The sequence below is a fragment of the Umezawaea endophytica genome, from assembly GCF_025061645.1.
Taxonomy (GTDB): domain Bacteria; phylum Actinomycetota; class Actinomycetes; order Mycobacteriales; family Pseudonocardiaceae; genus Umezawaea; species Umezawaea endophytica.
Genome location: NZ_JANYMP010000006.1, coordinates 290,167 through 302,280 on the forward strand (window position 1 = coordinate 290,167; position 12,114 = coordinate 302,280).

General features: G+C 70.0%; 11 protein-coding genes. 3 read left to right on the forward strand and 8 right to left on the reverse strand.

All coding sequences use genetic code 11. The annotated features are described in order from the left end of the window. Nucleotides 1–46: 46 nt before the first annotated feature. A complete protein-coding gene (locus NZH93_RS15845; protein ID WP_372506652.1) occupies nucleotides 47–1,537 on the reverse strand; it encodes a potassium/proton antiporter in 1,491 nt (496 codons plus the stop codon). 239 nt (nucleotides 1,538–1,776) lie between these two features. Here NZH93_RS15845 and NZH93_RS15850 point away from each other — a divergent pair, with 239 nt between their 5' ends. Then, the gene (locus NZH93_RS15850) at nucleotides 1,777–2,748 is read left to right on the forward strand and encodes a M28 family metallopeptidase (protein WP_259623830.1); all 972 of its coding nucleotides are present in this window, start codon (nucleotides 1,777–1,779) and stop codon (nucleotides 2,746–2,748) included. Here NZH93_RS15850 and NZH93_RS15855 read toward each other — a convergent pair. Continuing rightward, nucleotides 2,745–3,356, reverse strand: coding sequence for a TetR/AcrR family transcriptional regulator (locus NZH93_RS15855; RefSeq protein WP_259623831.1), 612 nt, complete (start codon nucleotides 3,354–3,356; stop codon nucleotides 2,745–2,747). The genes NZH93_RS15850 and NZH93_RS15855 overlap by 4 nt on opposite strands. 58 nt (nucleotides 3,357–3,414) lie before the next feature. Between NZH93_RS15855 and NZH93_RS15860 the strand changes: the two genes are divergently transcribed. Next, a complete protein-coding gene (locus NZH93_RS15860) occupies nucleotides 3,415–3,984 on the forward strand; it encodes an RNA polymerase sigma factor (RefSeq protein ID WP_276023447.1) in 570 nt (189 codons plus the stop codon). Here NZH93_RS15860 and NZH93_RS15865 read toward each other — a convergent pair. Then, nucleotides 3,981–4,568: a TetR/AcrR family transcriptional regulator gene (locus NZH93_RS15865; protein WP_259623832.1), complete on the reverse strand. Its 588-nt coding sequence runs from the start codon at nucleotides 4,566–4,568 to the stop codon at nucleotides 3,981–3,983. The two genes, NZH93_RS15860 and NZH93_RS15865, sit on opposite strands and share 4 nt — an antisense overlap. Before the next feature lie 125 nt (nucleotides 4,569–4,693). Between NZH93_RS15865 and NZH93_RS15870 the strand changes: the two genes are divergently transcribed. Continuing rightward, a complete protein-coding gene (locus NZH93_RS15870) occupies nucleotides 4,694–5,620 on the forward strand; it encodes an alpha/beta hydrolase family protein (protein WP_259623833.1) in 927 nt (308 codons plus the stop codon). 95 nt (nucleotides 5,621–5,715) lie between these two features. Here the strand turns inward: NZH93_RS15870 and ileS are convergent, their stop codons facing one another. The 5 genes from ileS to NZH93_RS15895 form a co-directional block, all read right to left on the reverse strand. Next, nucleotides 5,716–8,826 carry an isoleucine--tRNA ligase gene (gene ileS, locus NZH93_RS15875; RefSeq protein ID WP_259623834.1) on the reverse strand — a complete coding sequence of 1,037 codons (3,111 nt, stop codon included), beginning with the start codon at nucleotides 8,824–8,826 and terminating at the stop codon, nucleotides 5,716–5,718. A gap of 877 nt (nucleotides 8,827–9,703) precedes the next feature. After that, a complete protein-coding gene (locus tag NZH93_RS15880) occupies nucleotides 9,704–10,237 on the reverse strand; it encodes a hypothetical protein (protein ID WP_308214207.1) in 534 nt (177 codons plus the stop codon). Nucleotides 10,238–10,270: 33 nt separating this feature from the next. Continuing rightward, nucleotides 10,271–11,095, reverse strand: a complete 825-nt coding sequence (gene wag31 / locus NZH93_RS15885) for a DivIVA-like cell division protein Wag31 (protein ID WP_259623835.1) — start codon at nucleotides 11,093–11,095, stop codon at nucleotides 10,271–10,273. A gap of 46 nt (nucleotides 11,096–11,141) precedes the next feature. Next, nucleotides 11,142–11,426, reverse strand: coding sequence for a YggT family protein (locus tag NZH93_RS15890; RefSeq protein ID WP_259623836.1), 285 nt, complete (start codon nucleotides 11,424–11,426; stop codon nucleotides 11,142–11,144). Between the two features lie 19 nt (nucleotides 11,427–11,445). After that, nucleotides 11,446–12,090 (reverse strand): cell division protein SepF, encoded by a 645-nt coding sequence (locus NZH93_RS15895; protein ID WP_259623837.1) that lies wholly within the window; start codon nucleotides 12,088–12,090, stop codon nucleotides 11,446–11,448. Nucleotides 12,091–12,114: the final 24 nt, after the last annotated feature.

Genomic DNA, 12,114 nt, shown 5'->3' on the forward strand with positions numbered 1-12,114 from the left:
TCGTCAACGACGTTAACCGACGGGCACGCCGTCCGTCGAGCCCCGCTCAGATACTGGGAAACGCCGGTTTCCCGCCGTCCTCGCCCTTCCACCGGGCGTACCGGCCCGCCCGGTCGATCGACCGCAGCCTCTTCTCGGCGGCGTCGCGGGCGGCCTCGGTCGACACCACGAGCAACTGGTCGTCCACCTGGAGGCGGGTGGTCGGCTGGGGCGTGAAACCCTTGCCGCCACGGGCGATCAGGCTCACCACGGCCCCCGGCGGCAGGCGGAGTTCCGACAGGTACACGCCGTGCAGCTTCGACCCCTGCTGGATCCGCACCTGGAGCAGTTCCGCGCCCAGTTCGTCCAGTGGCGCCGAGTCCACGTGCACCTCGTGCGCCTCCCCCGCGCGCACCAACCCGAGCAGCTTCGCCAGCGCGGGCAAGGTGCTGCCCTGCAACAGGGTCAGCACGACCACGAGGACGAACACCGCGTCCACCAAGGCCTGCGAGCCCGGCACGCCCTGGATCACCGGGATCAGCGCGAACACGATGGGCACCGCGCCGCGCAGACCGGACCAGGAGATGAACACCTGTTCCCGCCACGGCACCTTGAACGGGATCGCGGCCAGCGCCACCGACAGCGGCCGGGCCAGCAGCACCAGCACCGCCCCGGCGACCAGCGCGGGCACCAGGGCGTCCAGCACCCGGCCCGGCGAGGCGAACAGGCCGAGCAGCACGAACAGCCCGATCTGCGCCAGCCAGCCGAGGCCCTCGGCGAACGACAGCGTGTCCGACCGGTGGGGCAGGCGCGAGTTCCCGAGCACCAGCGCGGCGATGTACACGGCGAGGAAGCCGGACGCGTGCGCCAGGTCCCCGGCGGTGTAGGCGAACACGCACACGGCGACGGTCGCCAGCGGGTACAGGCCGGTGGCGGGCAGCGCGGCCCGGCGCAGCGCGGCGGCACCCATCCAGCCCAGCGCCACCCCGATCAGCCCACCGAGCACGAGTTCGTAGACGAGCAGCAGCGGCGCGGTCCAGGTGATCGGGTCCGGCGACGCGAGCAGCACCACGGCGATGTACACGGGCGCGTCGTTGATGCCGGATTCGAGTTCCAGCGCACCGGTCAGGCGTTTGCTCACGCCCACCGCGCGCAGCACGCTGAACACGGCCGCCGCGTCGGTGGACGACAGCACCGCGCCCCACAGCAGGGCCATCCGCCAGTCGAGGCCCAGCAGCAGGTGCAGCGCGGCGCCGGTGACCGCGACGCTCACGCCGACGCCCACAGTGGACAGTGCGATCCCCAGGCCCAGAGCCGGTTTCACGGCCGTCCACCGCGTGGTGAGACCACCTTCGGCGAGGATCAGGACCAGTGCGACGGTGCCGAGCGACCGGGTCAGGTCGGCGTCCTCGAAGTCGATCCCGAGCACGCTCTCACCGAGCACCACGCCGATGCCGAGGTACAGCAGCAGCGACGGCAGGCCGAGCTTCGTCGACAGCCTCACCGCGATCACCGAGACGAGGAGGACGGCCGCGCCTATGCCCAGGATGGCCGTGATTCCCAACGCGACCTCCCGGACCTGCTCGACGGTGACGCCATTGTTCCCCGCCGCCACTGAATTGGACTAATCAGACAGGTGATCTTTCCTCACTTCAGTGCGCAGGGTCACGGACGATTCGGCCGTCGCGGCACGAACCAGCCGAACGAACCTAGCGAGACGCGTCCCGACGGTGCACGTTGATCAGTGGGCCGCGCCACCCCCTGTCCGGCGTCGACCCGATCCACCCACTCCCCTGCATGGAGTTGACGAACGTGAAGCTCCGAAAAGCTCTCGGCCGGTCGATCCCGGCCCTGATGATCACCACCGCTCTCATCGGCACGGGGTCCGCCACCGCGGTCTCCGCGCCCGCCGCGCTGGCGGCGCCGAACATCTCGGTGTCCGCCATCCAGGCCGACCTGAACCAGTTGCAGAGCATCGCGACCGCCAACGGCGGCAACCGCGCCCACGGACGGCCGGGCTTCAAGGCGTCCATCGACTGGGTCAAGGCGAAGCTGGACGCGGCGGGGTTCACCACCCGCGTGCAGACGTTCACCCGCAGCGGTGCCACGGGCTACAACCTGATCGCGGACATGCCCGGCGGCGACCTGAACAACATCCTGATGGTCGGCGGCCACCTGGACAGCGTCACGGCGGGCCCCGGCATCAACGACAACGGCACCGGCTCGGCGTCGATCCTGGAGGTCGCGCTCGCCGCGAAGGCGAGCGGCGCCGCGTTCTCGAAGCACCTGCGCTTCGGCTGGTGGGGCGCTGAGGAACTCGGCCTCGTCGGCTCGACGTTCTACGTGAACTCGTTGTCCACCGCGGACAAGTCGAAGATCAAGACCTACCTGAACTTCGACATGACCGGCTCGCCGAACCCCGGCTACTTCGTCTACGCGGGCGCCAGCCAGCCCACCGGGTCGGTGGCCGTGCAGCAGACGCTGGTCAACTACTTCACCTCGATCGGCGTGCAGACCGAGCTGACCGAGGTCGGCGGGCGCTCCGACCACGCCGCGTTCGCGCGGGCGGGCATCGCCACCGGCGGCACGTTCTCCGGCGCCGAGGTGATCAAGACCGCGGCGCAGGCGACGAAGTGGGGCGGCACGTCCGGCGTCGCCTTCGACCGCTGCTACCACCGCTCCTGCGACACCACGGCGAACATCAACGTGACGTCGCTCGACCGGAACGCCGACGCCATCGCGCACACCGTCTGGGCGCTGGCCTCCTAGCCGGTCCGACCGGCCGGGGCGGGGTCGATCTCCACGGCCTCGTCCCGGCCGCCGTGCGCGCTCAACGCGACCAGCGTGTCGGCGAGCAGCGTCTCCTGCTCACCCACGACGTGCGGTGTCGTCGCACGCAACTGCGCCTGCCCGAGGTAGACCGAGTACGCCAGTACGGCCCGGCGGCAGCTCGCCTCGACCGTGAAGCCGAGCGCGAGGAACAGGTCCTCCAGGTAGCGGATGCGCCCGTCGGTGACCCGCCTGAGGATCGGCGCGACGATCGGGTCGTCCGCGGCGGCCAGCAGCGCCGACTCGACCGCGCAGCCGCCGCCGCACTCGTCCAGCACCCGGCCGAAGATCAGCCGCAGCCGTTCCGCGGGCTCGGTCGCGTCGCGGACCAGCGCCCGCATCTCCTCCAGGTGCTCGCGCTCCCAGCGCTCGACCGTCGCGAGGAGGAGCGCGTCGCGGTTGGGGAAGTGCCAGTACGCGCTGCCCTTCGTGGCGCCGACGCGGGCGGCCAGCGGTTCGACCGCCACGGCGGCGAGACCGCCCTCGGCCAGCGCCTGAAGCGCCGCACGGGTCCAGTCGTCCCGTGTCCGTCGTCTCCGCTCGGCCACGGTCCATACGCTACCGTATGGTCGGCTCCGCACGGTGCCGTTCGGATGGTGGTGGACGTTGATCGAGACCCCTGACACCCCGTGGGAAGACCTGACCGGGATCGACCGGCACGCGGCGTGCCTCCAGGCCGCGCGCGGCGGCGACCGCAAGGCCCTGGACGCTCTCGTGGCCGACCTGACACCGCTGCTCTGGCACGTCGCCAGGGGCAACGGCCTCGACCGGCAGGCGGCGGAGGACGTGGCGCAGAACGTGTGGCTCGGCTTCCTGCGGCACCTGCACCGCATGCGCGAACCCCGTGCCCTGGTCGCCTGGCTGGTCGTGACGGCCCGCCGCGAGTCCCGCCGCACGTGGCCCGAGTCGAAGCGGGTCACCGTCGGGGAGACCGAGGAGGTGCCGTCGGACTTCGGCCTGCCCGAGGTCGAGGCGCTGCGCGACGAGCGCGACCGCACCCTGTGGGCCGCGTTCGGCCGCCTCCCCCGCCGCTGCCAGGAACTGCTGCGCCTCACCGTGCTGGAGGGGCGGGCGCAGTACGAGGCCGTGTCCCGCGCGCTGGTGATGCCGCGCGGCAGCATCGGCCCCACGCGCGGCCGGTGCCTGAAGAACCTGCGGGCGGAACTGGAGCGCTAGTCCGGCCTCAGCCCCCGGAGGAGCAGCGCGACCAGGGTGCGGGGGTCGTAGCGCGGGTCGCCGTCACGTCCGGCGCAGAGGTTGCCGATGCCGCGCATCAGCTCGTAGGCCTGGATGCCGGGCGTGACCTCGCCCGCCTCGACCGCGGCGTCGAGCATCCGCACGCACACGGGCCCCAGCCGGTCGAGGAAGTACGCGTGCAGCGCCGCGAAGCCGCTGCTGTCGGACTGCATGGCGTTGGCGAGGCCGTGCTTGGTGACCAGGAAGTCGACGAACAGGTCGACCCACTGGCGGAACGCCTCGAACGGGGAGTCGGTGGCGGCCAGCAGCGCGGGCCCGGCCTCGGCGCACGCCTCGACCTGGTGGCGGTAGACCGCGACGACGAGGTCGGCCCGCGTCGGGAAGTGGCGGTAGATCGTGCCCATCCCCACGCCCGCCCTGGTGGCGATCTCCCGGATCGGCGCGTCGACGCCGGAGGTGACGAACACCGCCGCCGCGGCGGTGAGCAGCGTCTGCTGGTTGCGCACCGCGTCGGCCCGCTTGCTCTTGGCGGGCAGTTCCCCTGATGGGCTCGCTGTCGACACCACGCTCTCCTCCCGACGGTCGTTGACAAAGCGGAACGACGTTCCGTATCGTAACTGGAACAACGCTCCGCTTACCTCGTGGTCGGCACGACCACCCGCGAAGCCTACGGAAGGGAACTCCCATCATGGGTGAAGCGACCCCCGCACCCGTCCTCTCGGTCAGCCCGGTGGTGCTGCCCGCGCCCGGCCGCGCGGTGGACCTGCGGCTCCGGGTCTCCGCCCCGACGACCGGCGGCGACCTGCCGATCATCCTGCTCTCGCACGGCCAGGGGCACTCGAACCACCTCTCGTCGCTCAACGGCTACGCGCCGCTCGTCGACCACTGGGCGGCGCACGGCTTCGTCGTCATCCAGCCCACCCACCTCAGCTCCCGGACGCTGGACCTCGGCGACAACCCCGACGAGCCGCTGCACTGGCGTTCGCGGGCCACGGACATGACGCTGGTCCTCGACCGGCTCGACGCCGTCGAGGAGGCCGTGCCGCAACTCCGCGGACGCCTGGACCGGAGTCGGGTCGCCGTGGCCGGGCACTCGATGGGCGGGCACACCGCGAGCCTCCTGCTGGGCGCGCGGCTGACCGACCGGACCGGTGTCGTCACCCTGGCCGACCCCAGGATCAAGGCGGGCGTGCTGCTGGCCGCGCCCGGCCGGGGCGGCGACGCCGTGACCGAGTTCGTGGCCGAGCACTACCCGTTCTTCCTGACCATGGACTTCTCCGAGATGAGCGCGCCCGCGCTGGTGGTCGCCGGTGACAAGGACACCTCCACCCACCTGACGGTCGCGGGGCCGGACTGGCATGCCGACCCGTTCCACCTCTCGCCCGGTCCCAAGACCCTGCTGACGGTGTTCGACGCCGAGCACGGGTTGGGCGGGATCTCCGGGTACGACGTCGCCGAGACCACGGACGAGAACCCCGCGCGGGTGACCGCCGTCGCCCGGCTCACCGCCGCCTACCTGCGTGGGGAGCTGTACCCCGGTGACACCGCCTGGCAGGACGTGGCGTCTGTGTTGACCACGGGTCCCGACGCGATCGGGCGGGTCGAGTCCAAGTAGCCGGTCGGGTTGGGTGTTGGGGAGGACGCCCTGGTCGAGCGCTTCCACGACGAAGGGCGCCTGCCGGAGCAGGCGCCCTTCGTCGTGCGAGCGGATCAGCTCCGGGTGACGTGCACCCGGACCTTCACGCCATCGCCGACGACGCCGTCGGAACCCTCGGCGACCTCGCCGTGGGCGACCGTGTCGGCCAGGGTCTCGCCCGCGAGGAACGCCTCGTGCGTGCGGACCGCGCCGACGACCGACTCCGGCACCTGCAAGGTCAGCACGATCCGGTCCGACACGTCCAGGTCGGCGTCCTTGCGGGCCTGCTGGACCACGCGGACCAGGTCGCGCGCGACGCCCTCGTCGGCCAGCTCGGGGCTGACGACGGTGTCGAGCACGACCAGGCCACCGCCGCCCGGCAGCGCGGCCGTGGCGGCCGGGTCGGTGGCGACGAGCCGCTGCTCGTACTCCTCCGGGAACAGCTCGATGCCCGCGGCGACGATCGCGCCGGACTCGGTCGTCGTCCAGTCACCGGCCTTCACGGCCTTGATCACCGTCTGCACCTCGCGCCCGATCCGGGGACCGGCCGCGCGGGCGTTGACCGCGAGCTGGAAGTGGCCGTGCGCGTCGACGTCCGTGGTCAGCTCGACCGCCTTGACATTGACCTCGTCGCGCAGGATGCCCGCGAACGGCTCCAGCGACGCGACCTCGTCGGCGGCGATGACCAGCTTCGCCAGCGGCAGCCGGACGCGCAGCTTGTTCGCCTTCCGCAGCGACGACGCCGTGGACGCGATCTGCCGCACCCGGTCCATCGCCGTGACCAGCGCGGCGTCGGCGGGCAGGTCGGCCGCGACCGGGAAGTCGGCCAGGTGCACCGAACGGCCACCGGTCAGCCCCCGCCAGACGACCTCGGTCGTCAACGGCAGCAGCGGCGCGGCGACCCGGCTCACGACCTCCAGCACGGTGTGCAGGGTGTCGATCGCGTCGGCGTCACCGGCCCAGAAGCGGTCGCGCGACCGGCGCACGTACCAGTTGGTCAGCACCTCCAGGAACTCGCGGATCTGCGCGCACGACCCGGAGATGTCGTACACGTCCATCGCGGCCTGCACGTCCCGCACGAGGTCGTGCGTCTTCGCCAGGACGTACCGGTCGAGCACGTTCTGGGAGTCCGTGCGCGAGGTGCCCTCGCGGCCCGCGGCGTTGGAGTACAGCGCCAGGAAGTACCAGGAGTTCCACAGCGGCAGCACGGCCTGGCGGACGGCGTCGCGGATGCCCCGCTCCGTCACCACCAGGTCGCCGCCGCGGAGGATCGGCGAGGACATCAGGAACCAGCGCATGGCGTCCGAGCCGTCGCGGTCGAACACCTCGTTGACGTCCGGGTAGTTCTTGCGCGACTTGGACATCTTCTGCCCGTCGTCGCCCAGCACGATGCCGTGCGCCAGCACGTTCACGAACGCGGGCCGGTCGAACAGCGCCGTGGCCAGCACGTGCATCGTGTAGAACCAGCCGCGCGTCTGGCCGTTGTACTCGACGATGAAGTCACCGGGGAAGTGGTCGTCGAACCACTCGGCGTTCTCGAACGGGTAGTGGACCTGGGCGAACGACATCGAGCCGGACTCGAACCAGCAGTCCAGCACCTCGGGCACCCGGCGCATGGTCGACTTCCCGGACGGGTCGTCCGGGTTCGGGCGGGTCAGCAGGTCGACGTGCGGGCGGTGCAGGTCCGTCGGACGCGTGCCGAAGTCGCGCTCCAGCTCGTCCAGCGAGCCGTAGACGTCGACACGCGGGAACTCCGGGTCGTCCGACACCCACACGGGCAGCGGCGAGCCCCAGAACCGGTTGCGCGAGATGTTCCAGTCGCGCGCGTTCTCCAGCCACTTGCCGAACTGGCCGTCCTTGATGTGCTCGGGCACCCAGTTGATCTGCTGGTTGACCTCGACCATCCGGTCCTTGAACCGGGACACGGCGACGAACCACGCCGACACGGCCCGCTGGATCAGCGGGTTGTCGCAGCGCCAGCAGTGCGGGTACGGGTGGTCGTAGGTCTCGTGGCGCAGCAGCAGACCGGCGGCCTTGAGGTCGCGGATGATCGCCTTGTTCGCCTCGAACACGTGCACGCCCTGGTACGGCGGCACCTCGGCGGTGAACTCGCCGTTGGGGCCGACCGGGACGACGACCTCGATGCCCGCGGCGTCCGTGACGACCTTGTCGTCCTCACCGAACGCGGGGGCGATGTGCACGATGCCCGTGCCGTCCTCGGTGGTGACGTAGTCCGCGGCGAGCACCTGGTGGGCGTTCTCGCGGCCGACGAAGAAGTCGAACGGCGGCGCGTACTTGCGGCCGACCAGGTCCGCGCCCTTGATCCGGGCGACGACCGGCGGCTCCTCCCCCAGCTCACGGGCGTACGCGGGGACGCGGGCCTCGGCGAGGAGGTAGCGCTCGCCGTTCGCCTCGACGGTCACGTAGTCGACGTCCGGGTGCACGGCCGCGGCGAGGTTGCTCGGCAACGTCCACGGGGTCGTCGTCCAGATGAGGGCCAGCTCGCCCGTCTCCAGGCGCAGGCCGACCGTGACGGCCGGGTCCTGGCGGTCGCGGTAGACGTCGTCCATCTTGGTCTCGGTGTTGGACAGCGGCGTCTCGCAGCGCCAGCAGTACCAGAGCACGCGGAAACCCTCGTAGATCAGCCCCTTGTCGAACAGCGACTTGAAGGCCCACATGACGGACTCCATGTAGTCCAGGTCGAGGGTCTTGTAGTCGTTGTCGAAGTCGACCCAGCGGGCCTGGCGGGTCACGTAGTCGCGCCACTGGTCGGCGTACTGGAGGACCGAGGTGCGGCAGGCGTCGTTGAACTTCTCGATGCCCATGGCCTCGATCTCGCTCTTGTGCGAGATGCCGAGCTGCTTCTCCGCCTCCACCTCGGCCGGGAGGCCGTGGGTGTCCCAGCCGAAGCGGCGCTCGACGTGCTTGCCGCGCATCGTCTGGTAGCGGGGGACGACGTCCTTCACGTAACCCGTGAGGAGGTGGCCGTAGTGCGGGAGGCCGTTGGCGAAGGGAGGGCCGTCGTAGAAGACGAACTCGTTCCCGCCGTTGTCGCCCGCGGGGCGGTGGTCGACGCTGGCCTGGAAGGTGCCGTCGGACTTCCAGTAGGCGAGAACGTCCTGTTCCACCTGGGGGAAGGAAGGCTGGGACGGGACTGAACCCTCGCCCGCCTTGGGGTACGCCATGGTGCTGCTCCTCGCGCGTCGATCCGGCTCACGGGGACGACGCACCTGCTCGGCGCACCGCGGTACCACCCCGCTTGCCGACGCTCGCGCGACGGCCACTCTGTGACGGCTGTGACGGGCCGATCCCGTCCGGTTCTACTGAGGCTGGTGGGCCCGTTCTTCCGGAAGCTCCCCGGTGATGGCCGGATCAGTGCCTGGGTTGAGTTTAACGCTTGGGGGGAAGGGGGTTGTTCCCGGATGGGGGGAGGTGGATTTTGGTGCTGGGGGTTGTGGGGTGGTCACGTGGGGGTGGCTGCGGGTTCCAGCGTGGTCGGCGGGTGGATCGCTGCGGTTCCGGCGTGGTGTGGCGGGTGGGTGGTCACGTTCCAGCGTGGTGTGGCCGATTTGACTTGGGGCCCCTAGATTCGACCCTTCGCCGGGCACTTAGGGCGGAGGGTGAAGCTGCCGCCCGGCGAAAGTTTAAGGGTCGAATCCCCCAAGTAAAATCGGCCACGGTTCTAGGGCGGTGGCTTCGTTTTTGCTGGTCAAGTGGCTTTCATGCGCGTGGGTGGGCGCGGTGGGCAGGCACCGTTGGCGGCGCCACTACCGGCCAGTGCAGTTAGTGGGCTAGCCAGCTAGTGGGCTAGCGCTTCCAGCGGCTCAGCCGCCAACGTGAGCAGCCCTTCCAGCGGCCCATACCGCCAAGCCCATCTGTGCGGTCGGTGCTTCCGGCGGTCGGTCCCACCAAAGCCATCTGCGTGATCAGTCCCCACCAGCGCCTGGCGTGTCCTCGCTGGCTGTCTCCCCGGCCCCTCCCGCCCCCTGTCACCTTTGCCACCCGATCGAGTGAACCGTTTGGCGTCGGGGCTCGTGTTCTGGGTGGAGGTGAGAGTGGGTGCTACGAGCGGCGTTGGGTGCGGTGGGCTTCGGCGAGGGTGTTGTCCGGGGTGCAGAGGGCGCACGGGGTGAAGCCGAGTTGTCTTGCCTCGTTGATTGGGAGTGGCAGGGTTGGGCGGTTGGCCAGCCACTGGCAGGTTTCGAGGTGGTACCTGGGGCGCTCGTCGAGTACTCGTACCTCGGTGGTGAGGTCGGTGACTGTGAGCAGGTCGGCCGCGTCGGTGTCTTCCTCGAGCGGCTCGGTGCCCTGATCGGGCGAAATGGTGGGGGCGGTGGGGGCCCGGTCCTGCCGGTCTTGATCATCAGCGCTAATCTTTTGATCAATGACAGCGGTACTGGCAGCCTTCGGGGTGGACGCGGTGTCGTGGGGCGAGCGGCGGCGGAGCCACCAGTCGAGTACCAGGACGCACGCGGCCGCTCCGCTCGCACCCACGGACAACCACGCCCAGACGTGCTGGGCGGTGGTCAGCGCGGGGACGAGCAACCCGAGGGCTGCCAGTACCAGCAGTAGAACTGTGTAGAGCACGATCCGCACCCTAGTTCAGCGCGGTACGCCTTTTGTGGATGATCAGCCCGCCTCGGCGCGCGCGCCGAACGAGTAGCCCTGCTGGCCACCGGCGCGACCGTCGGACGGCGCGGCGGGGCCGCGGTCCTGGAGGTCGCGCAGAGAGGATTCCAGCATGGTCTTGAGCCTCGTGCGGTACTCGCGCTCGAACGTCTGCAACTTGTCGATCTGCTTCTCCAGCGCGTTCTTCTCCGACGTGATGTTGCCCATCACCTCGGCGTGCTTGCGCTGGGCGTCCCGGTCGAGCGCGCTGGCCTTCTCACGGGCCTGCCGCTCCAGCGTCTCCGAACGCGTACGGGCGTCGTTCAACATGGTCTCGGCACGCGTGCGCGCCTCGTTGACCATGGTGTCCGCCTTGGCCCGCGCCTCGGACAGCAACTGCTCGGACTTGGTCCGGGCCTCCGACAGCATGCCGTCGGCTTCGGCCTTCGCCTCGCCGGTCAGCCTGTCGGCCATCTCCTGGGCCAGCCCGAGGACCTTGGCCGCCTGGACGTGGTGGTCACCACCGCCGCCAGGGGAGGTCTGCTCCATGACCGAGGGCGGGGGCACCGGCGCAAGGCGACGGGGCTCCTCCACGACACGGCTGGGGCCGACGGGACCGGCCGAGACCTTGGCACGGGCGTCATCGAGGTCGGCACGCGCAGTCTCGACCTGCTGGTCGAGCTGTTCGACCTGCTGGCGCAGCTCGTTGTTCTCCTCGATCAGGCGGGCGAGCTCGCCCTCAACCAGGTCGAGGAACGCGTCCACCTCGTCCTCGTTGTAGCCCCGCTTGCCAATCGGTGGCTTGCTGAATGCAACATTGTGCACGTCAGCGGGGGTCAACGGCATCAGATCACCTCACGCACTCCTGGGCTGTTGGCATCCCTGGTCCCCGTCACCTGGGATCTGCCGTTCGCATCAGAATGATAACGAGCAGCAACAGCACAATAATGGACAAGTCCAGCCCGATGCCCCCGATCCGCACCGTCGGTATGACCCGGCGGAACAAGCGGATCGGTGGATCGGTCACTGTGTACACGGTCTCCAGGGCTACCGCGACCCCTCCGGCCGGACGCCACTCCCTGGCGAACGACCGGACGAGCTCGACCACGACACGTGCCGTGAGCAGCAGCCAGAACGAGAACAGCAGGTAGTACAGCACGAACAGGAGGACATCCACCCCTCAACTGTGCCACCACTCAGGTGAGACTTCCGAACCCACCCTCGGCAAGACGCCTGCGGTCCTCCGCGGTGACGTCGATGTTGGGCGGTGAGAGAAGGAACACCTTGTTCGTGACCTTGTCGATCGAGCCCCTCAGCGCGAAGGCCAGCCCGGCCGCGAAGTCCACGAGCCTCTTCGCGTCCGCGTCGTCCATCTCGGTGAGGTTCATGATCACCGGGGTGCCGTCGCGGTAGTGCTCACCGATGGTCCGCGCCTCGTTGTAGCTGCGCGGATTCAACGTCGTGATGCGCCCCAAGGGGTGGCCCGTCTGCTCTGCCGCAGGCCTGGGCCTGCTGATCGGCTCGCGCACCGGCTCGACAGCCAGTGCACCGTGGACGGGTGCGTCGGTGTTCCAGCTACGGCGAGTGGTCCGCGACCGGGCCTCCGGCTCGAAGTCGTCGGACTCGTCGAGCTCCGACCGGTACTCCGACCTCGTCCCGCTGAACACGCGACGACGCCCTCCACGCTCAGGGTACGGGTCGTACTCGTCGGCCTCGGCGCCGTACTCGGACCGGTAGTCGGCTTGGTAGCGGCCGCGCTCGTCCTCGTACGCCCCAGGGTCGTCCGCGTACTCGGCGGGAACCATCCCGAAGTAGGCCTTCAGCTTGTGAAATCCACTCATTGCCAGGGGACCCTTCCTCCGCGA